General features: G+C 74.7%; 21 protein-coding genes. 14 read left to right on the top strand and 7 right to left on the bottom strand.

Features of this window, described 5'->3' with window-relative positions; translation table 11 throughout:
* The first annotated feature begins 464 nt into the window (after nucleotides 1-464).
* The gene (locus tag SMD11_RS07120; protein ID WP_199843815.1) at nucleotides 465-1,277 is read left to right on the top strand and encodes a hypothetical protein; all 813 of its coding nucleotides are present in this window, start codon (nucleotides 465-467) and stop codon (nucleotides 1,275-1,277) included.
* Nucleotides 1,278-1,376: 99 nt separating this feature from the next.
* On the opposite strand, the gene SMD11_RS07125 is transcribed toward SMD11_RS07120, so the two are convergent.
* Nucleotides 1,377-2,171 (bottom strand): GntR family transcriptional regulator, encoded by a 795-nt coding sequence (locus SMD11_RS07125; protein WP_234365939.1) that lies wholly within the window; start codon nucleotides 2,169-2,171, stop codon nucleotides 1,377-1,379.
* Nucleotides 2,172-2,463: 292 nt separating this feature from the next.
* On the opposite strand from SMD11_RS07125, the gene SMD11_RS07130 reads away from it, so the two are divergent.
* Together SMD11_RS07130 and SMD11_RS07135 are read left to right on the top strand one after the other, a co-directional pair.
* Nucleotides 2,464-3,201, top strand: a complete 738-nt coding sequence (locus tag SMD11_RS07130) for a (2Fe-2S)-binding protein (RefSeq protein ID WP_234365940.1) — start codon at nucleotides 2,464-2,466, stop codon at nucleotides 3,199-3,201.
* Between the two features lie 198 nt (nucleotides 3,202-3,399).
* Nucleotides 3,400-4,464 carry a DUF2637 domain-containing protein gene (locus SMD11_RS07135; protein ID WP_087925634.1) on the top strand — a complete coding sequence of 355 codons (1,065 nt, stop codon included), beginning with the start codon at nucleotides 3,400-3,402 and terminating at the stop codon, nucleotides 4,462-4,464.
* Between the two features lie 37 nt (nucleotides 4,465-4,501).
* On the opposite strand, the gene SMD11_RS36250 is transcribed toward SMD11_RS07135, so the two are convergent.
* Together SMD11_RS36250 and SMD11_RS37010 are read right to left on the bottom strand one after the other, a co-directional pair.
* On the bottom strand, nucleotides 4,502-5,152 hold the full coding sequence (locus tag SMD11_RS36250; RefSeq protein WP_324614706.1) for an ATP-binding protein: 651 nt from the start codon (nucleotides 5,150-5,152) through the stop codon (nucleotides 4,502-4,504).
* Nucleotides 5,153-5,518: 366 nt separating this feature from the next.
* Nucleotides 5,519-8,896, bottom strand: a complete 3,378-nt coding sequence (locus SMD11_RS37010; RefSeq protein WP_324614707.1) for a protein phosphatase 2C domain-containing protein — start codon at nucleotides 8,894-8,896, stop codon at nucleotides 5,519-5,521.
* 116 nt (nucleotides 8,897-9,012) lie between these two features.
* On the opposite strand from SMD11_RS37010, the gene SMD11_RS37225 reads away from it, so the two are divergent.
* Nucleotides 9,013-9,819 (top strand): LuxR family transcriptional regulator, encoded by an 807-nt coding sequence (locus tag SMD11_RS37225; RefSeq protein WP_418952508.1) that lies wholly within the window; start codon nucleotides 9,013-9,015, stop codon nucleotides 9,817-9,819.
* A gap of 91 nt (nucleotides 9,820-9,910) precedes the next feature.
* Nucleotides 9,911-10,396, top strand: a complete 486-nt coding sequence (locus SMD11_RS07155) for a DUF456 domain-containing protein (protein WP_087925635.1) — start codon at nucleotides 9,911-9,913, stop codon at nucleotides 10,394-10,396.
* Nucleotides 10,397-10,567: 171 nt separating this feature from the next.
* On the opposite strand, the gene SMD11_RS07160 is transcribed toward SMD11_RS07155, so the two are convergent.
* From SMD11_RS07160 to SMD11_RS07175, 4 genes are all read right to left on the bottom strand, one after another.
* Nucleotides 10,568-11,074, bottom strand: a complete 507-nt coding sequence (locus SMD11_RS07160) for a methylated-DNA--[protein]-cysteine S-methyltransferase (RefSeq protein WP_087925636.1) — start codon at nucleotides 11,072-11,074, stop codon at nucleotides 10,568-10,570.
* Between the two features lie 2 nt (nucleotides 11,075-11,076).
* Nucleotides 11,077-12,558, bottom strand: coding sequence for a DNA-3-methyladenine glycosylase 2 family protein (locus SMD11_RS07165; RefSeq protein ID WP_087930335.1), 1,482 nt, complete (start codon nucleotides 12,556-12,558; stop codon nucleotides 11,077-11,079).
* Nucleotides 12,559-12,673: 115 nt separating this feature from the next.
* Nucleotides 12,674-13,804 (bottom strand): ribosome small subunit-dependent GTPase A, encoded by a 1,131-nt coding sequence (gene rsgA, locus SMD11_RS07170; RefSeq protein WP_087925637.1) that lies wholly within the window; start codon nucleotides 13,802-13,804, stop codon nucleotides 12,674-12,676.
* 437 nt (nucleotides 13,805-14,241) lie between these two features.
* Entirely contained in the window at nucleotides 14,242-15,417 is a 1,176-nt protein-coding gene (locus SMD11_RS07175) for a YihY/virulence factor BrkB family protein (RefSeq protein WP_087925638.1), read from the bottom strand.
* 252 nt (nucleotides 15,418-15,669) lie between these two features.
* On the opposite strand from SMD11_RS07175, the gene SMD11_RS07180 reads away from it, so the two are divergent.
* The 9 genes from SMD11_RS07180 (at nucleotide 15,670) to SMD11_RS07220 (ending at nucleotide 24,820) form a co-directional block, all read left to right on the top strand.
* The gene (locus tag SMD11_RS07180; protein ID WP_087925639.1) at nucleotides 15,670-16,947 is read left to right on the top strand and encodes a helix-turn-helix domain-containing protein; all 1,278 of its coding nucleotides are present in this window, start codon (nucleotides 15,670-15,672) and stop codon (nucleotides 16,945-16,947) included.
* 27 nt (nucleotides 16,948-16,974) lie between these two features.
* On the top strand, nucleotides 16,975-17,577 hold the full coding sequence (locus SMD11_RS07185) for a GNAT family N-acetyltransferase (protein WP_199843816.1): 603 nt from the start codon (nucleotides 16,975-16,977) through the stop codon (nucleotides 17,575-17,577).
* A gap of 676 nt (nucleotides 17,578-18,253) precedes the next feature.
* Nucleotides 18,254-19,978 carry a nitrite/sulfite reductase gene (locus SMD11_RS07190; RefSeq protein ID WP_087925640.1) on the top strand — a complete coding sequence of 575 codons (1,725 nt, stop codon included), beginning with the start codon at nucleotides 18,254-18,256 and terminating at the stop codon, nucleotides 19,976-19,978.
* Entirely contained in the window at nucleotides 19,975-20,151 is a 177-nt protein-coding gene (locus tag SMD11_RS07195; protein WP_087925641.1) for a hypothetical protein, read from the top strand. The genes SMD11_RS07190 and SMD11_RS07195 overlap by 4 nt, the downstream gene beginning before the upstream one ends.
* Nucleotides 20,138-20,821, top strand: coding sequence for a phosphoadenylyl-sulfate reductase (locus SMD11_RS07200; RefSeq protein WP_087925642.1), 684 nt, complete (start codon nucleotides 20,138-20,140; stop codon nucleotides 20,819-20,821). The genes SMD11_RS07195 and SMD11_RS07200 overlap by 14 nt, the downstream gene beginning before the upstream one ends.
* Nucleotides 20,822-20,847: 26 nt before the next feature.
* Nucleotides 20,848-21,381 carry an adenylyl-sulfate kinase gene (cysC, locus tag SMD11_RS07205; RefSeq protein WP_087925643.1) on the top strand — a complete coding sequence of 178 codons (534 nt, stop codon included), beginning with the start codon at nucleotides 20,848-20,850 and terminating at the stop codon, nucleotides 21,379-21,381.
* On the top strand, nucleotides 21,378-22,286 hold the full coding sequence (gene cysD / locus SMD11_RS07210) for a sulfate adenylyltransferase subunit CysD (RefSeq protein WP_087925644.1): 909 nt from the start codon (nucleotides 21,378-21,380) through the stop codon (nucleotides 22,284-22,286). Before cysC ends, cysD begins: the two co-directional genes overlap by 4 nt.
* A gap of 2 nt (nucleotides 22,287-22,288) precedes the next feature.
* Entirely contained in the window at nucleotides 22,289-23,599 is a 1,311-nt protein-coding gene (locus tag SMD11_RS07215; protein WP_087925645.1) for a sulfate adenylyltransferase subunit 1, read from the top strand.
* Nucleotides 23,600-23,722: 123 nt separating this feature from the next.
* Nucleotides 23,723-24,820, top strand: coding sequence for an aliphatic sulfonate ABC transporter substrate-binding protein (locus SMD11_RS07220; protein WP_087925646.1), 1,098 nt, complete (start codon nucleotides 23,723-23,725; stop codon nucleotides 24,818-24,820).
* Nucleotides 24,821-24,847: the final 27 nt, after the last annotated feature.

Raw genomic sequence — 24,847 nt, forward strand, 5'->3', positions numbered from 1 at the left:
TGGTCCGGTCAGGGAACTGGGGGTTTTCGAGGCTTCGGCGCACGCGGGTTCTCCTTATGTCTCGTCCGTGGCTGTCCCGGGGGCCGGCCGGACCGGCCGGAACCGGCCACCGTGCCAGGGGGCCGGCGGCGGTCCCGGTCGCGCCGTTCCCGCCGTCGCGCGCTCCTCCACGGTGCGGCGGGCGCGCGCCGTCATCCTGCCAGCGGCCCCGCCCGGTGCGCGAGGCATTTTCCACCGTCGCTCCCCCGGTCGGCCCGGGCCGCCGCCGCACGCCCTGGACCTGCCCGTTCTCCGATAATGTGCCGCTGCCGCGGAGAGCCGCGGACACGGGGGCGGCTCCCCTCCTCGTACCCGGCGGGGCGAGTTTGTGAATTGGTTCACACCTGACCCTTGGCCGCGCCCGTGTCTTCGTGCTGAGATGCGGGCACGGCTTCCAGCTCGACGGCGCGCTTGGGGAGGGCACTGTGGCGGATACCGCCATGCGGGATTCTGGGTTGTCCGAGGAGCCACAGGAACCGGAGGGGCCGCGCGGAGGGGACCCGCACGGGGACGATCCACTGGAACGGGCCGTATGGCGGCTGCGGTCGCGCGCCTGCTGGGACGACGCCGCGGCGCTCCTCGCGCCGCGCGCCGCCGGGGAGCCCGGTCCGGCGCTGCGGCGGACGGCGGTGCTGATCGAACAGTGCGTGTTCACCGGGGAGGGCTGGCGGGCCGCCGAGGACGCGCTGCGGTCGGCGGAGGCCCTCGCCACGGACGACGAGGAGCGCGGGGCGGCGGCCTGCGAGCGGGGCCATCTCGCTTACGCCGCCACCCTTTTGGGCGTACGCGACCGGGCCGACGAGGCACGTTCCGCGCTGGGCCGGGCGGCGGCGCTGCTCGGCCAGGGCTCGCCGTCGCGGCCGCTGCTCAACTTCCGGCGGGGCCTGATCGCCCAGCACCTGTCCGACAATCCTTCCGACGCGACGGCCGCCTTCGAGCGGGCCCACGCGGGGGCGACCACGCACGGCCAGCGGTTACTCCTCTCCTCCACCTGGCGGCACGTGGCGGCGATGGCCGAGCACGACGGGCGGCTCGACGAGGCCCGGCACGGCTTCGCGGAGTCCCTTCGCATACGGGAAGAGCTGGGCTATCTGATCGGGATCGCACCGGCCCTGGCGTCGCTGGCCTCGGTGCTGCCGGACGCGGGCGAGGCGGCGAGGCTACGGGCGGAGGCGGGGCGGCTGGTCCGGCTGCTGGGCGGGGTACCGGCATGGCTGGCGCGGCGGCTGCCGGCATAGCGGCGGGAAGGGGACGGACACCGCCCGTCGGCACGGAAGGGGGGCCCGGGGGCGAAGCCCCCAGTTACGGGAAGGGGCGGGGCTGGGGAAAGGCCCCGCTCAGACCGCCCCCGTGAAGTGCCCCGTCATCAGCGCCTCCACCGCCACCAGATCCCGCGCCGCCAGCGCGTCCAGCAGCTCCAGATGCTCGGCCGCGTCCGCCACCAGGTCCGCGCAGCGGAAGGCGGGCTCGCGGGCCGCGGGCCACTGCGCGCGGCGGTGCAGTTCCTCGGCGACCATGACCAGCTGGTGGTTGCCGGCGAGGCCGAGGAGCGCGCGGTGGAAGGCGCGGTCGGCCTCGGCGTAGAGCGCGCGGTCCCCCGTCGCGGCGGCGGCGGACGCGGCCTCCGCGAGGGGTACGAGCTCCGCCCAGCGCGGCGCCGGTACCGTGCGCGCGAGGCGCAGCACGACGGGGAGCTCCAGGAGGGTGCGGACCTCGGCCAGCTCGGCCAGGTCGCGGGCGCTGCGGCGGGTGACGCGGAAGCCCCGGTTGGGCACGACCTCGACGGCGCCCTCCAGCACGAGCTGCTGCATGGCCTCGCGCACGGGCGTCGCGGAGACCCCGAACCGCTCGCCGAGGGCGGGGCCGGAATAGACCTCGCCGGGTATGAGCTCGCCGCTCAGCAGGGCCTTGCGCAGCGCGTCGAGCACCTGCCCGCGCACGGAGTAGCGCGTGGGCATCCGGCGGGCGGGTGCGGCGGGAGCGGGGACCGCGTAGGGGCGCTCGCCGTGCACGTGCTCGCCGCGGACCAGTTCGTCACGCCCGTGGTGCCCACCGTGCGCGCCGGGCGTGTTCCGCGCGGACGCGCCCGCGGCGGTGCGCGATGCCTCGGTGTGGGGTCTGCCCTGCTCCATTGGGGTCCTCCTGTGTCCATCTGAACCATAGGCGGCCGTTCTGACAGTTCAAACCCCGATCAATTCCGGTAAGGTAAGGCTTACCTGCAAATGATCCCGATTCGGTGGTCCTCGCATGCTTCCCGCCTCTGCCACTCCGCCCGCCGGTATTTCCTCATCCGCAGCACCATCCATCCCGCCCGCCTCAGCGGCGGTCCCTGATCCCGGAGCCACACACAGCGCCGCGCTCGTCTCCTCTTTCTCGGGCGCCTATGCACGGCTCGCCGAGGCCCTTCCCCACGTCACCGCCACGATGGAACCGCCGCGCCGGGGCGACGGCTGGTTGACGGCCGACGGGCTTGCGGCGGGCGGCGAGGAGCTGGACGCCTTCCTCGCGCGGGACGACGAGCAGCTCCTGCGGGACTACGGGGAGCGGGGCCGCCCGGAGGCCGTGGCGAGCCTGGGGCTGCACCGCTACGCGTGGCCGGTCTGCCTCCTCGTGACGGTGCCGTGGTTCCTGCTCCGCCGGGTGCCGCGGCTGCCCGTGGCGGCCGTGTCGCTCCACCGGGCGCGGGGCCGGATGACGGCGTGGCCCGCACAGTTCGCGTGCCTGCCGGACGATCCCGCGGCGGCGCTGCCGGGCGCGGTGGTGGTCGCGGACGAGGAGGCGCTGCGCGCGTGGGCGCGGGAGGTGCTGGCCGAGCACCTGACACCGGTGCTGGACGCCTTCCGGCCCCGGATGCGGCGCGGGCCGCGGGCGGTGTGGGGCATGGCGACGGACGAGGTCGCCGAGGGGCTGTGGCATGTCGCGGGGCTGCTGGGCGAGGCGTCGCGCGCGAGGCGCGAGCTGGAACTGCTGCTGCCCGGGTCCACTCCGCCGTACGTCGGCGGGGCCTCCTTCCGGACACTGGCCGGAACCCGGGGTGAAGCCCTTCCGACGCGCGATCGGGCGGGCTGCTGTCTGTTCTACACATTGCGCCCCGAGGACACCTGCCTCACCTGCCCGCGCACCAGCGACGCGGAGCGCGTAAGGCGGATGTCCGCAAGCTGAACGGCTCCACACCACCCGATCGGGTGGAGCGAAGGGAACGCAATTCCCTTCCGGCTGAGGGGCGTTCGAATTCCCCCACACCTATCTGTATTCCCTTGCCCTCCATTGGCAGGCAGTTACGGCGAAACCCCTTGTTGAACGGTCCGATTCCGTCAGGATGGCGCGCGAAAGGCCGTACAGCTATGCAAGGGACGCAAGATGAGAGTGACCGATATACCGCTGAATTGGATGCTCCCCTCTGTCGTGGCGCTCGCCGGGGCCGTGGTGGCGGTGACGGTGCTCGCGCGCGGCCGGCACGGTAACGCGGACGACGCGGGGGCGTCCTCGGACTCGTGGGAGCGCACGGAGGAACGCAGGCGCCGTAAGGAGGCGTTCTACGGCATCGCCTCGTACGTCCTGCTCTTCTGCTGCGCCGCGGTGGCCGCCGCCCTCTCCTTCCACGGACTGGTCGGCTTCGGGCGGCAGAACCTGGGCCTGACGGGCGGCTGGGAGTATCTGGTGCCCTTCGGCCTCGACGGGGCGGCGATGTTCTGCTCGGTGCTCGCCGTGCGCGAGGCGAGCCACGGTGACGCGGCGCTCGGCTCCCGGCTGCTGGTGTGGACCTTCGCGGGCGCCGCGGCCTGGTTCAACTGGGTGCACGCGCCACGGGGCATGGACCACGCGGGCGCGCCGCAGTTCTTCGCCGGCATGTCCTTGTCCGCCGCGGTGCTCTTCGACCGCGCGCTCAAGCAGACCCGCCGGGCGGCGCTCCGCGAGCAGGGACTCGTGCCCCGCCCACTGCCCCAGATCCGCATAGTCCGCTGGCTGCGGGCTCCCCGGGAGACCTTCGGCGCCTGGTCGCTGATGCTCCTGGAGGGTGTGCGGACGCTGGACGAGGCCGTCGAGGAGGTCCGCGAGGACAAGCGGCAGATGGAGCGCGACCGGGTGCGGCGGCGCGAGGCGGGCAAGCTCGAACGCGCCCGGCTCAAGGCCTACAACCGGCAGCACCGCGTCTGGGGCCGGGTCTCGCGAGGGGGCCGGCAGGTCGAGGTGAGCGGACCGGCGGTGCCCGCCGCCGCACAGCCCGCGCAACTCGGCGCGGACCCTTCCATAGCCGGTGACCAGGGGCAGTTGCCCGTCCGCGCGCGTCCGCTCCAGGCCGTCTCGGGCACTCAGACCGGCCCCGAGCCGATCGACCTGACCGCCGAGGACGACACCCAGGCCATCCCGCGGCTCGACTCGCTGGAGGCCAAACTCGCCCAGATCGAGCGACAGTTCGGCTAGTGGCCCCGCGGGCCCTGAGTCGTCGCCGCGCGGCGGTTCAGGGCTCCTGGGCGCCCAGCTCGAACCAGACCGCCTTTCCCACCCCATGGGGCCGCACGCCCCAGCCGTCCGCCAGCGCGTGGACGAGCAGCAGCCCGCGCCCCGACGTGGCGGCCTTGTCCGTAGCGCCCTCCGGGCCCTCCGCGCTTCCGGCCCCGCCCGCACCTCCCTCTTGGGCCCCCTGCCCCGCTCCGGCGCAGCAGGATTCCCCTCCGCCGCACCCCGCCTGAACGGCGCCGCCGAGGCCCCGCGCCCCGGCGTCCACCAGCGGCCCGCGCGGCTCCGGGCGCCCCGGGAAGAAGTCCCGCACCTCCACACGCAGCAGGCCCTTGGCGGAAGCGCCCGGCCCGCCCGTGAGCGTGGCCTTCACCACCGCGCCCCCGTCCGTGTGCACCAGGGCGTTGGTGACCAGCTCACTCGTCAGGAGCTCGGCGGTGTACGCGCGCCCCGGCTCGCCCCAGTGCGCCAGCAGCTCGCGCAGCTGGGCCCGTATCTCACCGACCGCCGTGAGGTCCCTGCGCCCCAGCCGTCTTTCGAAGCGCGGGCCGGAACGCCCCGCGCCGTCCTCTCCCGGTGTCATGCCGTCCGCGGTCACTTCCCGGCCCGCGTGGCCGTCCGTGCCCGCCCAGTTCGCAGTCCGCCGTTTCATCCTTCCCTGCCCCCGACCCCTCCCCGGCGCCCCGGCGTCGAACACGCTCACGCACACTCACCAATGCATGCCCCGGCCCACGGTCGGCGACGCCTGTTGACCCATCAACATGGTGATATGACTGGAATGCTGGCGCGTCTTGTGCAGGCCGCGAATATGCCAATGGCGTCGGGCGGGTGAGGTTTCACCCGGCCCATTTCGCGAAGATCCAAGGGAGATCGCCGGTGGCCCGCCGGGGGTTCCGGCGGGCCACTTCGACGGCGTTTCCTCAGGGGCGTTCCCCCGGGGACGTTCTCCGGGAGGCCGCCCGGCCGTCCCCGGCACGGCCCCGGAGCCATGCTTCGAAGCGCGCTTCGGGGCAGCTCGCTATGCCTCCCAGAGGGCACACGCCGTGCGGTCGTCGGCGTACCCCTTCACCCGTAGCTGGACGTCCCCCAGGAAGGCCGCCAGGCCCGGCGGTTCACCGTCCGTCCAGCGCTTCGCCAGCCGGGCCCCCAGCTCGGGCTCGCCCCGCAGCGGCTCCGCCAGGCCCGCGCTGCACAGCAGCAGGGTGTCGCCGGGCCGGGCGGCGGACGCGCGGAAGCGGAACGGCTCCCCGGGGACGTCCGGGGGCTCGACGACCGGCGCCAGGCCCGGGGTCGGGATGCCGAGGTCCACCGTCATCCGGTCCTCGGCCCCGTAGCCGATGAGGGGCTCGTCGGCGAGGCCCGCGAACGGCTCCGGATCCGGGTCGAGGTCCTGCCAGGCGCCTTCGCGCAGCCGGAACAGGCCGCCCGGGCCGACGCCGAAGAAGACGCGCGTACGGCACGCCGGGTCGGCGGTCAGCAGCAGGCAGCGCACGGCGGCGGTGTACTCCTCCGGCCGCAGGTCCAGTTCGGCGGCGCGGGCGCGCAGCCGGCCGTACGAGCGGTCGGTGAGCCGGTGCAGCCCGGACTTCAGCTCGCCGCGCCTGCCGCCGCGGATGTCGTCCGACAGCCGGGCGTGGCTGCGGCCCACGGCCCCGCCGAGCCAGGCGCAGATGTCCCGCGCCGCCCGGTGCGTCGCCCCGGCGGCGCGCGTGCCGCCCGCCATCGCGACGAACAGCAGGGCACCGTCGCCCTCCCCGAAGCGGGCGGTCAGCAGGGCGTCGCGGCGCGGCTCGCCGCGGTAGCGCGCGGAGTCGCCGCGCAGCGACAGCGCCCGCAGCGTCACCGAGCCGTACCGCGCCCCGTCCAGGACCGTGTCCGGCACGAGGTCGCCCAGCCGGTCCGGGTCGGCGACGGCCCAGGCGGTCGGCTCCGCGTCGTAGGTGGGCGGCCCCTCGCCGACGAACTCGGCGGCCCGGGAGGGCTGCCGGGCGGGCTCCGGGAAGCTCTCGGCGGGCACGGCGGGCGTGAGCCAGCCGGCGGACGGGGACGGCGCGGAGGACAGGACCTCGGGCGGCTGCTCCGGGCGCCGGGGCGCCCTGCCTCCGGGCCACGCGCCCGGCGGCTGCTCCGGCCTGCCCGGCCACATGGCCGCCGGGGGCTCCGGCAGCCGCACGGGCCGCCGGGACGGCCGGGGCGGCTCCACGAGGGCGGTCGACGGCTCCGGGCGGCCGGACGAGGCGGGAGGCGCGGCCTCCGGCGGCTCGGCGGGGCGCTCGGGCGGCTGCCCGTCGTCCCGCGGGGCGCCCTCCGGCCGGTCCGGCCGCTGCTCCGGTTGCCGCTCAGGCCAGAGGGACGACCGGGAGGGCTCGGACGCGGGGTCCATGGCCGTACCGGGACCGGGCTGTACGGACTCGGGCTGTACGGACTCGGGTTGTACGGGCCGCTGTGCGGGGCCGCCCGGCTGCTCCGGCCAGAAGACGGACGTCCCCTCCGGCCCCGTGCCCCTCGGGCGCCGGCCGGGCGCGGAGGGCGCGGGAGCGGCGGGCCGCTCGGGCCAGAAGACGGACGTGGGCTCCGGCACCGGACCGCCGTTCGCCCGCCCGGCCCCCTGGCGCCGGCCCTGCCCCGGCGGGACGGGCTCGTCCGGCCGCCCGGACCGGCGGGGCGGCGGCACCGGACCCCGCGGGTCCCCTTCGGGCCACGCGCCGCCGACGGGCCGGCCGGGTGCCCCGGACTCCGGCCCCGGCGGTCCTTCTTCGGGCAGCGGGCCGTCCGGCGACCGCGCCGGGTCGGCGGGCTGCCCGGACCACAGCGAGGCGCCCGCCGCCGGATCCGGCCGGTCCTGCTCGGGCGGCACCGCGCCCGACGACCGTGTCGTGTCCAGCGGCCGGTCCGGCCGGCCGGGGGCCGGCAGGCTCTCCTCCGTCCCCATGGCATCGGCGGGCCGCTCGGGCTCCCCGGGCACCGGGCCCGGCGCGCTCTCCTCCGGCCGCGCGCCGCCCGGCGACCGCATCGTGTCGACGGGCTGGTCCGACCAGAGGGACGAACGGGGCTCCGGCATCAGATCCGCGTCGGGCGGCCTGGGAGCCTGCCGCCTGCCGTACGGCGGGGTACCGGCGTCCGGCCAGGAGGCCGGGGACGGGTCCGTGCCCGTACCCAGCACGGGTGGCCTGGGCGGCTCAGGCGGCGCGCCGTCGAGCGGCTCGTCCGGCCAGAGGGAGGACCGCGGGGCGGGCTCGGGGGCCGTCGGCGGCTGCTCTTCCCACCACGACGAGGCCGCCCCGGACCGCGGCGGCGCGCCGGGCTCCGGCTGCCGGTCCGGCCGGTCCGGCGACGCCGGAGGCTCGGCCCCGGCGGCGGCGGACGGCCGGGGTGCCTGCGGGTCCGGCAGGTAGGAGGACGGCTGCCCGGCTTCCGTGCCCCCGGTCCGGGGCGCGCCCGGTCCGGGCCGCGCGGCGCCCGTCCGGCCGTTCGGCCAGAGGGACGAAGGGGGTTCCTGTCCGGAGCGCCCGGGGCCGGGGGACGGCGGCCGGGGCGGTTCGGTGAGCCCGGCGGGCTGGTCCGGCCATGTGGGTGAGGCGGGCTCCGCCGGCCGGCCCGCCCGCCGCGGCGGCCTCGGCGCCGGGGGGCGGATGGGTGGGACGGGGCCGGTCCGGAGGGGCCAGGAGCCGGTCGCCGGGCGGGCGCGCGGGGCCCGGTCCTGGGACGGGGGCGGCGGCTGCGAGGGGGACCGGGGCGGGGGCTGGGACGAGGACCGCGGCGGGGACGGCGCGCGTTCGGTGGGCTGTTCCGGCACGGCCGCCTGGCGGGGGCGCGGGGGCTTCGACGCCTTCGGCGGCCTCGGGTGGCGGACCGGCTTCAGCGGCTTCTCCGCCTGGGCGCCGCCCAGCCGGCCGGCGTCCTGCCCGTTCTGCTTCTGGACCTGCTTCCTGATGGGCACCGTCAGGTCGGGCCGGCCCGGCCGGCCGGGGACGCCCGGCGGACCGGGCACCCTCGGCGGCGGGACCTGCGGTGCCCTCGGATCAGGGGGCGCGTCGCCCACGATCCGCTCCGAGGCCGTGGGCGAGGGCAGCCGGGGCCGCCCGGGATCGGGCGGCGGCGCGAGGCCGGGGTCGGCGGGGTCCGGCCGGCCCCGGCCGGGTGGCCGCCCGTAGTTCTTCGGCAGGGACGGCAGGCCGCCCGCCGGGGGCGGCGCCGGGCGGTCCGGCCTGGGCGCCGTCTTCGCCTTGGACTTCACGAACCTCGGTTCCGCCGCGACCACCGCGGAGGCGGAGGTGAAGCGTTCGTCGAGGCTGTCTTCCTTGGCCGCGGATCCGGTGTCGGGTGCATTTTTGTCGTACAACTCGCCCCACCAGGCGTCCTCTTGACCGGTGCGCGGGTCCCCCTGATGACTCATGCCCTTATTGTCCACACTGTGGCCCATACGGGAAGAGTGCGCGGCGGACGTCCCCCGGGGATGATGACCCGGAGTCGGAACGCGCTTGTGGGGAGGGATGTCGCGTGCTCAGTGCCATAGGTCTGGACGCCGTCCGGGAGACAGTACCGCGCGGGCGGAGGCCCGAAAGGCCTTCCGCGCAGAGTGCGGTGGAACTGGTGAACGGCGCGTCCGCTGTTGCCGAACACCTGCTCAGAATGCGGCGCGGAGCCACCGATGAGGTGTGTGTGCTGCTGGCCGACAGACCCGGGTCCGCGGCGGCGGACACGCTTGAGGACGTCCCCCACAGGGCTGTTATCGAACGCACGGCCGTTACCGGCATTCTGGGGTTGCCGGGACTTCCGGGGCTGCCGCGACAGCTGAGGCGTACGGGGGTTGCGGAGGCGCCCGTCGGTGCGCCCGGGGCGAGTGCGTCCGGGGCAGGTGCGTCAGGGGCAGGTACGTCAGGGGCAGGTACGTCAGAGGCGGGCGCACCCGCGGTACGGGTCGTGGACCGGGTGCCCGCCGAGCTCGTCGTCACCGACCGCGCCATCGCGCTCGTACCGCTGACCCCGCGCAGCGGTGAGGCCGCCGAGCCCACCGCGCTGCTCGTGCACCCCGGGGTGCTGCTCGCGTCCCTGGTGGACCTTTTCGAGGACGTCTGGCACGAGGCCCGCCCGCTGCGGGTCCGCGCCACGGAGGCCGAGGGCCCGGACGCCCTCGACCTGGAGGTCCTCTCGCTGCTGCTGGCCGGCCTGACGGACACGAGCGTCGCCAAGCAGCTCGGGCTGGGGCTTCGGACGGTCCAGCGGCGCGTCAAGCGGCTGATGGAGCTGGCGGGGGTGACCACCCGCCTCCAGCTGGGCTGGCACGCGGCCCAGCGGGGCTGGACCTCCGGCCCCTGACCCTCGGCCGGTCACCGCGAGGGAAGCGTTCCGGCCAGGTGGCCGCGACCGTCCGGAAGCGGTGCCGCCCGGCTTCCGGCAACCTTGGTCCATGGGGACGTGGCAGCTGGTCCTTGTCGGTCTGGTGATGCTGCTCGGCCTGTACGGCGTCGTGACCCCGGGCGTGCCGGGTCCGCCCATCGTCTGGGCCGGGACGCTGTGGTGGTCGATGACCGAGCGGACCGCCGCGGCCTGGGCCGTGCTGGCCGGGGCCACCGGCGTGCTGCTGCTGGCGCAGGCCGTGGTCTGGCTGCTGCCGCCCCGCCGGATCAGGGTCGCGGGCGTCACCCGCCGCGCCTTCCTGGTGGCCGGCTCGGCCGGGATCGCCGGGTTCTTCGTGGTGCCGCCGCTGGGCGCCGCGCTGGGCTTCGTGGCGGGGCTCTACGGGGTGGAGCGGCGGCGGCTGGGCGGGCACGGGGAGGCGTGGGCGTCCACGCGGAACGTGATGCGGGCGCTGGGGACGAGCGTGCTGGTGGAGCTGTTCGCGTGCTTGCTGGTGGTGGGGGCGTGGGTGGGGACGGTGGCGGGGACGGGCTGAGAACCAGCCCGTCCGGGGGCACCTCACAGCGGTAGCTGGGGGAGTTCGAGGACCGGGGTCCGGGGCGGAGCCCCGCACGCGGCGGAGCCGCACATCGGATGCGGCGGGAAGGGGCGGGGCCGGGGAAAAAGCCCCGCGCAGCGGCACCCGCACCATCCCGCCACGGCCCCCTCAGCCCGCCACAGCCCCCGCACCCTCCAGACCCAGCAGCAGCCGCTTACGCTCCAGCCCACCCGCGTACCCCGTGAGCGAACCGTCCGCCCCGATCACCCGGTGGCAGGGGCGCAGGACGAGCAGCGGATTGGCGCCGACGGCGCCGCCCACGGCCCGCACAGCGGCGCGCGAGGCGCCGACGCGGGCGGCCAGCTCGCCGTAGCTCGTGGTGGCGCCGTAGGGCACCCCGTCGAGCGCCTCCCACACCTTGCGGCGGAACTCCGTTCCCTGGACGGCGAATTCCAGGGCGAAGCCCTCGGACTCCCCCGCGAAGTACGCCCGGAGCTGCCGCTCGGCCTCGGCGAAGGCGCCGGGGTCGCGCCGCCAGTCGGCGCCGACGGCGGGGGCGTTCTTCTGGCCGGGCACCGTCAGCGAGCGGATGGCGGTGCCACCGGGCGCGGTGGCGGTGGGCACGCCGGTGAGGAGCAGCGGGCCGAGCGGGCTGTCGATCTCGGTGTAGAGCATGGTCAGTCGTCCTTCGCGGCGTGGTTCCAGAGGTGGTGCAGGGCGTACGAGCGCCAGGGGCGCCAGTCCTCGGCGGCGGCCGGGGGCGCGCCGAGGGCGGCGAGTCCGTGCCGGGCGCCGGCGTCGCCCGGCGGGAAGACGTCGGGGTCGCCGAGGGCCCGCATGCGGATGTAGCCGGCGGTCCAGGGCCCGATGCCGGGCAGGGCGAGGAGTGCGCGCTCGGTGGCCTCGCGGTCGACGCCGGGGTCGAGCCGGACGGTGCCGTCGGCGAGGGCCGTGGCGAGCGCGCGCAGGGCCCGGCGGCGGGAGTCGGGCATGCCGAGCTCGTCGAGCGGGGCGGCGGCCAGGGTGGCGGGTTCGGGGAAGAGGTGGGTGAGGGTGCCGTCGGGCGCGGTGAGGGGCTTGCCGTACGCGGCGACGAGCGCGCCCGTGAGCCGGACGGCGGCCGCGACGGTCACCTGCTGGCCCAGCACGGCGCGGACGGCGAGCTCGTCGCCGTCCGCCGCGCCCGGGGAGCGCAGGCCCGGCCGGGCGGTGACGAGGGGGCCGAGGCGGGGGTCGGTGCCGAGCCGGTCGGAGACGGCGTAGGGGTCGGCGTCGAGGTCGAAGAGGCGGCGGGTCCGCTGGACGGCCGTGGAGAGGTCGCGCAGGTCGGCGAGGTGCAGCCGGCAGTCGAGCCAGCGGTTCCGGGTGCCCGCGGCCGGTTCGCGGACCTCGGTGATCCCGGTGCCGTGGGGGAGGCGGAGGGTGCGGCGGTAGCGGCGGGCGCCGGGGGCGCCCGTCATCTCCTCGACGCCGGGGACGGCCCGGCGCTCCAGGAAGTCGAAGATCTCCCGGGCGGCGTAGGGGCCGCGGTGGGCGAGCCGCAGGGGGACGCCGGTGGGCGCGCCGGCGGTGGGCCGGGGCCCGGTGGCCTCGGCGCGGAGGGCGCTGGGGGTGCGGGCGTAGACGGTCCGGATGGTGTCGTTGAACTGCCGGACGCTGGCGAAGCCGGACGCGAAGGCCAGCTCGGTGACCGGCAGCGCGGTGGTCTGGAGGAGGACCCGGGCGGTGTGGGCGCGCTGGGCCCGCGCGAGGGCGACGGGCCCGGCGCCGAGCTCCTGGGTGAGCTGGCGGTGGACCTGGCGGGCGCTGTAGCCGAGCCGGCCGGCGAGCCCGGCGACGCCCTCGCGGTCGACGACGCCGTCGCCGATGAGCCGCATGGCGCGGCCGACGAGGTCGGCGCGGACGTTCCAGTCGGCGGAGCCGGGCGCGGCGTCCGGGCGGCACCGGCGGCAGGCGCGGAAGCCCGCGCCCTGGGCGGCGGCGGCCGAGGGGTAGAAGCGGACGTTGGCCCGCTTCGGGGTGACCGCCGGGCAGCTGGGCCGGCAGTAGATGCCGGTGGTCGACACGGCGAAGAAGAATTCTCCGTCGAATCGCGCGTCCCTGCTGCTCACCGCCTCGTAGCGGGAGTCCTCCCGGAGCTGTGCCGTGGTGTCCGTCATGTGTCCCAGTCTGCGGTACGCGCGGACCGGGGACTGGCGGAAATCGGACACGACCCTCACCTGAGGTGAAGGCCGTGCCGTGCGGCGCGGTGCGCCCGGTCCGGGCGCGCGTCGGCTAGCGGGCGCCTCCCCGCTTGCGCTCCGCCATGTGGCGGCCCGCGGCCTGCTTCCGCTTCCAGTCGCGCCGGATCTCGGCGCGCAGGCGGGCGTCGGTGCGGGCGGCGATCCACTCGTTCTCGCGGATCAGCTTGCGGTAGCTGTCGAGGCGGCGCTCCGGGAGTTCGCCCGCGTCGAGCGCGGCGAGGACCGCGCAGCCGGGCTCGCCGGTGTGGGCGCAGTCGTGGAAGCGGCAGTCCCGCGCCAGCGCGTCGATCTCCGCGAAGGTGCGGGCGACGCCGCCGTCGGCGTCCCACAGGCCCACTCCGCGCAGGCCCGGCGTGTCGATCAGCACACCGCCGCCGGGCATCGTCAGCAGGTTGCGCGTGGTGGTGGTGTGGCGGCCCTTGCCGTCGCTGTCCCGGGTGGCGTGGACGTCCTGGACGTCCGCGCCGACGACCGCGTTGGCGAGGGTGGACTTCCCGGCGCCGGACTGGCCCAGGAGCACGGCCGTGCCGCCGGCGAGCGCGGCGGCGAGGACGTCGATCCCCTCGCCGGTGGCCGAGCTGACGGCGAGGACCTGGGCGCCCGGCGCCACCACGGCGGTGTCGTCGAGGAGGTGCCCGAGCACCACGGGATCGGGCACCAGGTCGGCCTTGGTGAGGACGACCAGGGGCGTGGCGCCGCTCTCCCAGGCGAGGGTGAGGAAGCGCTCGACCCGGCCGAGGTCCAGCTCGACGGCGAGCGAGACGGCGACGACGGCGTGGGTCACGTTGGCCGCGAGGATCTGGGCCTCGGACCGCTTGGAGGAGGTGGACCGCACGAAGGCCGTGCGGCGCGGGAGCAGCGCCCGGACGAAGCCCTGGGCGAGGTCGACGGCCGCCCAGTCGCCGGTGCACATGATGCGCTGCGGGTCGCCGGTGGTGACGAGCCCGGTGTCGGCGTGGACGGTCCGCACGGTGTCGCCGTCCGGGACGACGAGGTCGCAGCGGCCCCGGTCGACGCGGACGATCCGGCCGGGCGTGAGGCCCCGCGCGGCGTGCGGGGCGAACGCGGCGACCCAGTCGTCGTCCCAGCCGTAGGCGGTGAGGGGGTGCGACGGCGCGGAGGCGGAGGAGGAAGACGGAGAGGAGGGGGACGGGAAAGACAAGGGAGACCCTTCACAAGGGTGGCTCCGGCACCGCGCGCACGCGCGGCGGGTATCGACGGACGTCAACGGACGCGTCGACGGGGTCGACAGGGACCGACAGCGGTCGGGAGGAGTCAGCCGGAGACCACGGAAGTGGGATGAATGAGCTTCTGGACGCGGACAGCGCGCATCGGAACAGCCATCGGTCACACCTCCTGGTTCGTCGAACGGCCGGGCGCGGCGGCCGGAGCGGCCACCGCGTGGATCTCCCTCACCCTAGCCCGGGGCCGTGCGAGGCGGTCAAACGGTTTTCGGCGGACGGTTCTTCACGGTTCTCCACTGACGGAACCCGGACTCCCGGCCCCGGTCCCATGGACGGCATGAAAACGGCATGAAAAACGCCGGGCGGGCTGGTTCTCCAGCCCACCCGGCGCTCGGGGATTCCTCGGCCGCGCGCGTCAGTCGCGCGGCTTCGCGTGCTTGGGGCGGTGCTCCGGCTTGTGGAGGCGGGCGCGGACGTCCTCGGGGGGCAGGAACTGCGCCCAGCGCTCGGGGAACTCCGAGGGCGGCTCGCAGTCCCGGCCCATCACGCCGTCGTCCCCCAGGCCGTAGTCGAGGTCGTCGTCGAGCCCCGCCTCCATGGCGCGGGCGGCCCGCTCGGCCGCCTCCTGGGCCGCGGCGGCGACGCGCAGCCTGTCCACCTCGGCGCGGGCGGCGGCGGTGGCGACGGAGGGCCAGACGCGGTCGAGGGCCGCGTTCACGGCGGCGCCGACGAGCACCGCGAAGGCCGAGACGCCGATCCACAGCAGCACCGCGACGGGCGCGGCCAGCGAGCCGTAGATGGTGAGGCCCTCCACGGTGTGCGTGAGGTAGATGCGCAGCAGGAGGCTGCCGACCACCCACATCGTCAGGGCGACGAGCGCTCCGGGGATGTCCTCCTGCCAGGGCGACCGGACGGGCACGGACACGTGGTAGAGCGTGGTCAGGAACGCGATGGACAGCAGGATGACGACGGGCCAGTAGAGGAAGCGGACGACGTCCGCGCTCCAGGGCACGATGTCGACCACCGCCTCGGGCCCGGCCACCATCAGCGGGAGCGCCACCGCCCCGACGAGGAGGGCGACGATGTAGAGCAGGAAGGCGAGGAGCCGGGTCCTGACGATGCCCCGCTTGCCCTCCAGCCCGTACATGATCGTGATGGTGTCCACGAAGACGTTCACGGCCCGCGAGCCGGACCACAGGGCGATGGCGAAGCCGACCGAGATGACGTCCGGGCGGCCCTTGGTGACGTCCCGCAGGAGCGGCTTGGCGATCTCGTTGACGCCCTTGTCGCTGAGCACCGTGGCCGAGGCCTTGAGGATGTTCGCCTGGATCGAGCCGATGGTGTTCGTGCCGGTCCAGGCGTCCCAGTAGCCGAGGAGGCCGAGGAGGCCGAGGAGCAGGGGCGGCAGCGACAGCAGGGTGAAGAAGGCCGCCTCGGCGGCGAGTCCCGTGACGCGGTACTCGATGCAGGAGTTGACGGTGTCCTTGAGGAGCAGCCAGGCCATCCTGCGCTTCGAGACATTTCGGTACAGGACCCTTGCCCTGTGGAGACGGCCCGTGCGCCGCCCCGATGGTTCGTTTGCTGCCTGCACGCTCTAACCGTATCGGCCCTGGCCAGGTTCGTTCGCACCGTGGCGGGGTGTACGGGAGGGGCGGCCTCCGCCGCGGCCGGAAGGAGCTCGGAGAAGTCCGGCGGGGCCCGGTGGAGGGTGATGCTGCGCCGACTCGGCACCACCCTCCGGCCGCTCACCGTCAGGATCCGTCCGGGCAGCGCCCCGGCGCAACGGTTGCATGCCGTTGCAATCCGGTGGATGCCCTCACGGCCGGGCCCGCACGACGGCACCATGGGCAGGGTGAACCTCGGAACGATCGACGAGAGCCTGCTGCCGGCCGTGCGGGAGGCGTGCCTCGGGGACAGCGCGCCGCCGGCCGCCCCGCGCCCGGTGATCGGGCAGTCGTGGCACCGGGCGCGGCTGCACGGAGTGGACCCCGACGCGGGGCGCGCGTCCCCGCCGCCGCTGCCCGCCGAGGAGGTCGAGCACCGGCGCCACGTCTCCCGGCTGGGGAGCCTGCTGCCGCAGCTCCGCGAGGGGCTCGGCGCGATCGTGGACGTGGAGCGGCACCTGATGGCCGTGACGGACGCCGAGGGCCGGGTGCTGTGGCGGGACGGGGCGCGCGGGGTGCTGCGCAGCGCGGACCGGCTGCACTTCTCGGTGGGCGCCGCCTGGACGGAGGAGCAGGTGGGGACGAACGGCATCGGGACGGCGCTGGCGCTGCGCCGCCCGGTGCAGGTGCACGCCGCGGAGCACTTCGTCCGGACCCACCACAGCTGGACGTGCGCGGCGGCGCCGCTGCACGACCCGCGCGACGGGCGGCTGCTGGGCGTGCTGAACGTCAGCGGTCCGGCGCCCGCCTTCAACCCGGCGACGCTGCCGCTGGTGACGGCCGTCGCGAAGGTCGCCGAGGCGGAGCTGCGGCTGCGGCACTGGGAGTCCGTGGACCGGCTGCGGGCGGTCGCGGCGCCGATGCTGTCCCGGGTGGGCGGCCGGGCGCTGGCGGTCGACCGCGAGGGCTGGACGGCGGCGGTCACGGGCATGGGTCCGGTGGGCCGGGTGGCGCTGCCCAAGGAGGTCCAGGCGGGGCGGGTGTGGCTGCCGCCGCTCGGGCCCTGCTCGCTCGAACCGCTGCCGGACGGCTGGCTGGTGCGGGTGGAGGAGACCGGTCCGGGCGGCGGGGCGGAGGCCGCCGCGCACCGGGTGGTGCTCGACCTGCGGCTGCCGCGCAGCTGGACGGTGACGGTCTCGGGGCCGGCGGGCGAGTGGTCGCAGGAGCTGAGCCCGCGCCACGCCGAGCTGCTGTACGTCCTGGCCCGGCACCCGGCGGGGCGGACGGCGGCGGAGCTGGCGGCGGACCTCTTCGGCGACGCGTCGCGGGCCGTGACGGTGCGGGCCGAGATCTCCCGGATGCGGCGCACGCTCGCGGGGGTGATCGGCCACCGCCCGTACCGCTTCGCGGACAGCGTCGAGGTCCTGCTGCTGACCCCGGCCGGGGGCACGGACCCGCTGCCGGCGTCGACGGCTCCGGGGGTGCTGGCCGGCCGCCGGGGACTGCCCGCCGGGTAGCGCGCGGCGCGTGGTTGGCTGGGCGGCATGAGCATCAGCACGACCAGTGTGACCACGTGGTCCCTGGAGCAGACGTCGCCGGCCGATCTCGCGCCGTTCGGGGAGGCCGGGCCGGACGGGACGTCCCGCCTGCCCGAAGGTGTCCGTATCGTCCGGTCCGAGGTCCCCTCGCCGGAGTTCAGCCGGTTCCTCTACACCGCCGTCGGCGGGGACCTGACCTGGACCGACCGCCTCGACTGGCCGTACGCCCGCTGGCGGGAGTTCCTGGCTCGGCCCGGTGTCGAGACGTGGGTGGCGTACGAGCACGGGACGCCGGCCGGGTACATCGAGCTGGACGCCCAGGACGAGGGGACGGTGGAGATCAGCTACTTCGGTCTCCTCCCGGCCTTCCGCGGCCGGGGCATCGGCGGGCCGCTGCTGTCGATCGGCACCGCGCGGGCGTGGGACCTGGCGGAGCGGTGGCCGGAGCGGCAGCCGACGAAGCGGGTGTGGGTGCACACGTGCAGCAAGGACGGGCCGCACGCGCTGGGGAACTACGAGCGGCGCGGCTTCCGGGTCTTCGGGACGAGAACGGAGGAGGAGCCGGACGTTCCGACTCCGGGGCCGTGGCCGGGGGCGGGGCTGTTCTGACGGGGGGTTTCCCCTACCCGCCCCTTCCCGGAACCGGGGAGGGCCCCGGGCCCCCGTTCCGCGCTGACGCGCGGCGGCCTCAAACGCCGACCGGGCTGGATTCGCCCCTGTCCGTGGCCGGCTTTCCGTGCGCCGGAAGCCGCTTCCCTCGCTCCGTGGCCAGGCTCTCCTACCCGGTTCCGGGCAACGAATCAGCCCGTCTGGGGGCACCTCCCAGCGGTAGCTGGGGGAGATTGAGGACCGGGGTCCGGGGCGGAGCCCCGGTTCGGGAAGGGGCGGGGCTGGGGAACAGGCCCCGAGCAGCGCCCCGCCACCACGCCCCGTCCCACTCCCCAAGACACAACCGTCCGCATCGCGGACAATGGTGGACTGCCCCGAGACCGCCGTGCCACGCTTCCGTCATGTCCCGCGCAGGAGTTGTCTTGGTGAGCCGACGTCACGTCGATCTCGGCCGCATGTCCAGCGCCATCTGTCCGGCGCGCTGACAGCCTCAGCACCACCGCCGCACGCCGTCCCCATCGCCGCGGACGCGCCCCTCACCCCGCCGTGCCCACCGCACCGCCGCAGCGTCGCCGCCGCGGGCCCCTGACGCATATCCGCAGGTCGATGCGGGTGCCGCCAGGACAGCGCCCGCGCTTTCCCGCGCCTTGAGAGCCACCCCGAAGGACATACCGCCATGGCTGCCACCTCGGAACTCCCCCAGCCTCCGGCAGGGAGTGCCCCCACCACCACCGCCGCCTCCCGCCGGAAGACGGGCCGCCACCGCGGCGAAGGCCAGTGGGCCGTCGGCCACTTCACCCCGCTCAACGGTAACGAGCAGTTCAAGAAGGACGACGACGGTCTCAATGTGCGGACACGTATTGAGACGATCTACGCCAAGTCCGGCTTCGACTCCATCGACCCCAACGACCTGCGCGGACGGATGCGCTGGTGGGGCCTCTACACCCAGCGCAAGCCCGGGATCGACGGCGGCAAGACCGCGATCCTGGCGCCGGAGGAGCTGGACGACAAGTACTTCATGCTGCGGGTGCGCGTGGACGGCGGCCGGCTGAGCGTCGCCCAGCTGCGGGCCATCGGTGAGGTGTCGCAGAGCTACGCGCGGGGCACCGCCGACATCACCGACCGGCAGAACATCCAGCTGCACTGGGTGCGGATCGAGGACGTGCCCGCGATCTGGGAGAAGCTCGAGGCGGTCGGGCTGTCGACCACCGAGGCGTGCGGCGACTGCCCCCGCGTGATCATCGGCTCGCCCGTCGCCGGGATAGCCGCGGACGAGATCATCGACGGCACGCCGGCCGTGGACGAGATCCACGACCGCTACATCGGCAGCAAGGAATTCTCCAACCTGCCGCGCAAGTTCAAGACCGCGATCTCCGGCTCGCCCGTCCAGGACGTGGTGCACGAGATCAACGACATCGCTTTCGTGGGCGTGCGCCACCCCGAGCACGGGCCCGGCTTCGACGTCTGGGTCGGCGGCGGCCTGTCCACCAACCCCCGCCTCGCCGAGCGCCTGGGCACCTGGGTGCCGCTGGACGAGGTCGCGGACGTCTGGGCCGGCGTCGTCGGGATCTTCCGCGACTACGGCTACCGGCGGCTGCGCACCCGCGCCCGGCTGAAGTTCCTGATGGCGGACTGGGGTCCGGAGAAGTTCCGGCGGATCCTGGAGGACGAGTACCTGGGGCGCAAGCTCCTCGACGGCCCCGCGCCCGAGGAGCCCAGCTCGCGCTGGCGCGACCACGTCGGCGTCCACGAGCAGCGCGACGGCCGCTTCTACGTGGGCTTCGCCCCGCGCGTGGGCCGGGTCGACGGCGCCACCCTCACCAAGATCGCGGAACTGGCCGCCGCGCACGGCAGCGACCGGCTCCGCACCACCGTCGAACAGAAGATGATCATCCTCGACGTGCCGGGCGACCAGGTCGACTCGCTGGTCGCGGGGCTGGAGGCGCTCGGCTTCCAGGTCCGGCCGTCGCCGTTCCGGCGCGGCACGATGGCCTGCACCGGCATCGAGTTCTGCAAGCTGGCCATCGTGGAGACCAAGGCCCGGGGCGCCTCGCTGATCGACGAACTGGAACGCCGGATGCCGGACTTCGAGGAGCCCGTCACCATCAACATCAACGGCTGCCCCAACGCCTGCGCCCGGATCCAGACCGCCGACATCGGCCTCAAGGGCCAGCTGGTGCTGGACGGCGAGGGCCGGCAGGTCGAGGGCTACCAGGTGCACCTCGGCGGCGCGCTGGGCCTCCAGGCCGGCTTCGGCCGCAAGGTCCGCGGCCTCAAGGTCACCGCCGCGGAGCTGCCCGACTACGTCGAGCGCGTGCTCACCCGCTTCGACGCGCAGCGGAGGGACGGCGAGCGGTTCGCGGTCTGGGCCGCGCGCGCCACGGAGGCCGATCTCTCATGAGCGAGCGAGCCGCCCCCTTCTTCTGCCCGTACTGCGGTGACGAGGACCTGCGCCCCTCCGAACAGGGTCACGGGGCCTGGGAATGCGGCGGGTGCAACCGCGCGTTCCGGCTCTCGTTCCTCGGACTGCTGTCCCGAGGGCTGACCAAGGGAGCCCCGCATGACCGACCTTGAGATACTCGCCGAGCGCGCGGGCCGTGAACTGGAGGACGCCCCGGCGCTCGAGATCCTCGACTGGGCCGCGCGGACCTTCGGGCCGCGGTTCTGCGTCACCTCCTCCATGGAGGACGCCGTCGTCGCCCATCTCGCGTCCCGCGCCGTCCCCGGCGTGGACGTGCTGTTCCTCGACACCGGCTACCACTTCCCGGAGACCATCGGCACCCGGGACGCCGTCGCGGCCGTGATGGACGTCAACGTCCTCACCCTCACCCCGCGCCACAGCGTCGCCGAGCAGGACGCCGAGCACGGGCCGCGCCTGCACGACCGGGACCCGGACCTGTGCTGCGCGCTGCGGAAGGTCGAGCCGCTCACGGCCGGCCTGGCGGCGTACGACGCGTGGGCGACCGGCCTGCGCCGCGACGAGTCGCCGACCCGGGCCGGCACCCCGGTCGTCGGCTGGGACGCCCGGCGGGGCAAGGTCAAGGTCTCGCCGATCGCCCGCTGGACGCGGGACGACGTGGACGCCTACGTCGCCGAACACGGGGTCCTCACCAACCCGTTGCTGATGGACGGCTACGCCTCCGTCGGCTGCGCGCCCTGCACCCACAGGGTCGCGGAGGGCGAGGACAGCCGCGCCGGCCGCTGGGCCGGGCGCGCCAAGACCGAGTGCGGGCTGCACGGATGACCGCACAGGGGAGCAGGGAGCGAGCGATGAGCGGGGCCACCATCTGGCTGACCGGGCTGCCGAGCGCGGGGAAGACCACGATCGCGCGGGCGCTGGCCGAGCGGCTGCGCGGCGAGGGGCGGCAGGTGGAGGTGCTGGACGGTGACGAGATCCGCGAGTTCCTCTCGGCCGGTCTGGGCTTCTCCCGTGAGGACCGCGACACCAACGTGCGGCGGATCGGCTTCGTCGCCGAGCTGCTCGCCCGCCACGGGGTGGCCGTCCTCGTCCCGGTGATCGCGCCCTACGCCGACGCCCGGGAGGCGGTGCGCAAGCACCACCAGGAGCACGGCACCGCGTATCTGGAGGTGCACGTGGCGACGCCCGTGGAGGTCTGCTCGGTCCGGGACGTGAAGGGCCTGTACGCCAAGCAGGCCGCGGGCGAGATCTCCGGGCTCACCGGGGTGGACGACCCGTACGAGGAGCCGGTGGCGCCGGATCTACGGATCGAGGCGCACGGGACGAGCGTGCCGGAGTCGGCCGCCGGGGTGCACCGGCTGCTGGTGGAGAGGGGACTGGCATGAGCGGGAACGGGTGGACGCTGTCGCACCTGGACGCGCTGGAGTCGGAGGCGGTGCACGTCTTCCGCGAGGTGGCCGGGGAGTTCGAGCGGCCGGTGATCCTCTTCTCCGGCGGCAAGGACTCCATCGTCATGCTGCACCTGGCACTGAAGGCCTTCGCACCCGCGACCGTGCCGTTCTCCCTGCTGCACGTGGACACCGGGCACAATTTCCCCGAGGTCCTCGCCTACCGGGACCGCGTGGTGGCCGAACACGGACTGCGCCTCGAAGTGGCCTCGGTGCAGGAATTCATCGACGACGGAAGGCTGCGCGAGCGGCCCGACGGCACCCGGAACCCCCTTCAGACCCTCCCCCTTCTCGACGCCATCGAACGCCACCGTTTCGACGCGGTGTTCGGCGGTGGCAGGCGGGACGAGGAGAAGGCGCGGGCCAAGGAACGCGTCTTCTCGCTGCGCGACGAATTCGGCGGCTGGGACCCGCGCCGCCAGCGCCCGGAACTCTGGCAGCTCTACAACGGCCGCCACGCCCCCGGCGAACACGTCCGCGTCTTCCCCCTGTCGAACTTCACCGAGCTCGACGTGTGGCAGTACATCGCCCGCGAGAAGATCGAACTGCCCTCCATCTACTACGCGCACGAGCGCGAGGTCTTCGCCCGGGCCGGGATGTGGCTGGCCCCCGGCGAGTGGGGCGGGCCCAAGGAGGGCGAGCGGGTGGAGAGACGGCTGGTGCGCTACCGCACCGTCGGCGACATGTCCTGCACCGGCGCCGTCGACTCCGACGCGCTGACCATCGAGGCCGTCATCGCCGAGATCGCCGCTTCCCGCCTGACCGAGCGCGGCGCCACCCGCGCCGACGACAAGCTGTCGGAAGCGGCGATGGAAGACCGCAAGCGCGAGGGGTACTTCTAACCATGACCACCACGTCTCTCCTGCGTTTCGCCACCGCCGGCTCCGTCGACGACGGGAAGTCCACGCTGGTCGGACGTCTCCTGCACGACTCGAAGTCCGTCCTGGCCGACCAGCTCGAAGCCGTCGCCCACGCCTCCCGCAACCGCGGCCAGGAAGCACCCGACCTCGCACTCCTCACGGACGGCCTGCGGGCGGAGCGCGAACAGGGCATCACCATCGACGTCGCCTACCGCTACTTCGCCACCCCACGCCGCCGCTTCATCCTCGCCGACACACCCGGCCACGTGCAGTACACCCGCAACATGGTCACCGGCGCCTCCACCGCCCAGCTCGCCATCGTCCTCGTCGACGCCCGCAACGGCGTCGTCGAACAGACCCGCCGCCACGCCGCCGTCGCCGCCCTGCTGCGCGTCCCCCACCTCGTACTCGCCGTCAACAAGATGGACCTCGCCGGCTACGCCGAACCCGCCTTCGCCGCCATAGCCGACGAATTCACCGCCTACGCCGCCTCCCTCGGCATCCCCGAGGTCACCGCCATCCCGATCTCGGCACTGGCCGGCGACAACGTCGTCACCCCGTCCGCGCACATGGACTGGTACGGCGGCCCCACCGTCCTCGAACACCTGGAGACGGTGCCCGTCGTCACCGACCCGGACGCCGAGGACGCCCGCTTCCCCGTCCAGTACGTGATCCGCCCCCAGACGCCCGCCCACCGTGACTACCGCGGCTACGCCGGCCAGATCGCCTCCGGCACCTTCCGGGTGGGCGACCGGGTCACCGTCCTGCCCTCCGGCCGCACCAGCACCGTCAGCGCGATCGACGCCCTGGGCACCGGCGTCGACACCGCCTTCGCGCCCCAGTCGGTGACCCTGCGGCTCGCGGACGACCTGGACGTCTCGCGCGGCGACCTGATCGCCCCGGCCGCCACCGCGCCCGTACCCACCCAGGACGTGGCGGCCACGGTCTGCCACGTCGCCGACCGGCCGCTGCGCCCCGGCGACCGGGTCCTGCTCAAGCACACCACCCGCACGGTCAAGGCGATCGTCAAGGACATCCCCTCCCGGCTCACCCTCGGGGACCTCTCCCACCACCCGCACCCCGGTGAGCTGGCCGCCAACGACATCGGCCGGGTCACCCTCCGCACGGCCGAGCCGCTCGCGCTCGACCCGTACCACCGCTCACGCCGGACGGGCGCCTTCCTCCTCATCGACCCGGCCGACGGGACCACCCTGACGGCGGGCATGGCGGGCGACGCCCAGGCGGCGTTCGCCCCCGTGGCCGCCGTGGCCGACGACGAAGGCTGGGACTTCTGATGATCATGACGTGTTGTTGTCGCTGACCGCGCCGCCTCGCCGTCCGTCCCTCAAGTCCCCGCTCCGCCGCCGGGCCGCCGTGCGCGCACGCACCGCCCGGATCGTTCGAGAGGAACCCCCCTCGTGTCTGTCGCAGTTCGTCGTGCCCTGGCGGCCGCCGCCCTCCCCCTGCTGCTCGGCGCCCTCGGCGCCTGCGGCTACGGCTCGGAGAAGAAGGAGGACCGGGCGGAGAACGCCGGGGCGAAGGGCGCCAAGCTCTCCGCCGACACCGTCCGGATCGGCTACTTCCCCAACATCACCCATGCCACCCCGCTGGTCGGCGAGCAGGAAGGGCTGATCCAGAAGGAGCTGGGCGGCACCAAGCTCCGGTCGACGACCTTCAACGCGGGCCCGTCCGAGATCGAGGCGCTCAACGCGGGCTCGATCGACATCGGCTGGATCGGCCCGTCGCCCGCCATCAACGGCTATGTGAAGTCCAAGGGCAAGAGCCTGCGGATCATCTCCGGTTCGGCCTCCGGCGGCGTGAAGCTGGTCGTCGACCCCAAGAAGATCTCCTCCCTCGACGACGTCAAGGGCAAGCGGATCGCCACCCCGCAGAAGGGCAACACCCAGGACGTGGCGTTCCTCCACTGGATCGCCACCAAGGGCTGGAAGGTCGACCCGCAGAGCGGCAAGGGCGACGTCTCGGTCGTCCGTACGGACAACAAGGTGACGCCCGACGCCTTCAAGGCGGGCTCGGTCGACGGCGCGTGGGTGCCCGAGCCGACCGCGTCCAAGCTGGTCTCCCAGGGCGGGAAGGTCCTGCTGGACGAGGCCACCCTGTGGCCGGACAAGAAGTTCGTGATCACCAATGTGATCGTGTCGCAGAAGTTCCTCGACAAGCACCCGGACGTGGTCGAGGCCGTGCTGCGCGGCTCCGTGCGCACCAACGCCTGGATCAAGGGCAACCCGGACAAGGCCAAGGCGTCCGCCAACGCCGCGCTGAAGAAGCTCTCCGGCAAGGAGCTGCCCGCGGGCATCCTCGACCCCGCCTGGAAGAGCATCGAGGTCACCGACGACCCGCTGGCGAAGACCCTGGACGAGGAGGCCGCCCACGCCGTCGAGGCGGGGCTCCTGGAGAAGCCGGACCTGTCGGGCATCTACCACCTCACCACGCTCAACAAGGTTCTCAAGGCCGAGGGCGGGAAGCCGGCCGACGCCGCCGGTCTCGGCAAGCAGTGATCAGTGACGCCTCGCGAACGGAACCAG

This window comes from Streptomyces albireticuli (assembly GCF_002192455.1).
Lineage (GTDB): Bacteria > Actinomycetota > Actinomycetes > Streptomycetales > Streptomycetaceae > Streptomyces > Streptomyces albireticuli_B.

Excerpts from the sequence above, each read along its gene's own strand:
- SMD11_RS07125 (WP_234365939.1), bottom strand. The coding sequence starts at position 2,171 with ATGGAGCAGGGCAGACCCCACACCGAGGCATCGCGCACCGCCGCGGGC.
- SMD11_RS07130 (WP_234365940.1), top strand. The coding sequence starts at position 2,464 with ATGGAACCGCCGCGCCGGGGCGACGGCTGGTTGACGGCCGACGGGCTT.
- SMD11_RS07135 (WP_087925634.1), top strand. The coding sequence starts at position 3,400 with ATGAGAGTGACCGATATACCGCTGAATTGGATGCTCCCCTCTGTCGTG.
- SMD11_RS36250 (WP_324614706.1), bottom strand. The coding sequence starts at position 5,152 with ATGAAACGGCGGACTGCGAACTGGGCGGGCACGGACGGCCACGCGGGC.
- SMD11_RS37010 (WP_324614707.1), bottom strand. The coding sequence starts at position 8,896 with ATGAGTCATCAGGGGGACCCGCGCACCGGTCAAGAGGACGCCTGGTGG.
- SMD11_RS07155 (WP_087925635.1), top strand. The coding sequence starts at position 9,911 with ATGGGGACGTGGCAGCTGGTCCTTGTCGGTCTGGTGATGCTGCTCGGC.
- SMD11_RS07160 (WP_087925636.1), bottom strand. The coding sequence starts at position 11,074 with ATGCTCTACACCGAGATCGACAGCCCGCTCGGCCCGCTGCTCCTCACC.
- SMD11_RS07165 (WP_087930335.1), bottom strand. The coding sequence starts at position 12,558 with ATGACGGACACCACGGCACAGCTCCGGGAGGACTCCCGCTACGAGGCG.
- SMD11_RS07180 (WP_087925639.1), top strand. The coding sequence starts at position 15,670 with ATGGGCAGGGTGAACCTCGGAACGATCGACGAGAGCCTGCTGCCGGCC.
- SMD11_RS07185 (WP_199843816.1), top strand. The coding sequence starts at position 16,975 with ATGAGCATCAGCACGACCAGTGTGACCACGTGGTCCCTGGAGCAGACG.
- SMD11_RS07190 (WP_087925640.1), top strand. The coding sequence starts at position 18,254 with ATGGCTGCCACCTCGGAACTCCCCCAGCCTCCGGCAGGGAGTGCCCCC.
- SMD11_RS07195 (WP_087925641.1), top strand. The coding sequence starts at position 19,975 with ATGAGCGAGCGAGCCGCCCCCTTCTTCTGCCCGTACTGCGGTGACGAG.
- SMD11_RS07200 (WP_087925642.1), top strand. The coding sequence starts at position 20,138 with ATGACCGACCTTGAGATACTCGCCGAGCGCGCGGGCCGTGAACTGGAG.
- cysC (WP_087925643.1), top strand. The coding sequence starts at position 20,848 with ATGAGCGGGGCCACCATCTGGCTGACCGGGCTGCCGAGCGCGGGGAAG.
- cysD (WP_087925644.1), top strand. The coding sequence starts at position 21,378 with ATGAGCGGGAACGGGTGGACGCTGTCGCACCTGGACGCGCTGGAGTCG.
- SMD11_RS07215 (WP_087925645.1), top strand. The coding sequence starts at position 22,289 with ATGACCACCACGTCTCTCCTGCGTTTCGCCACCGCCGGCTCCGTCGAC.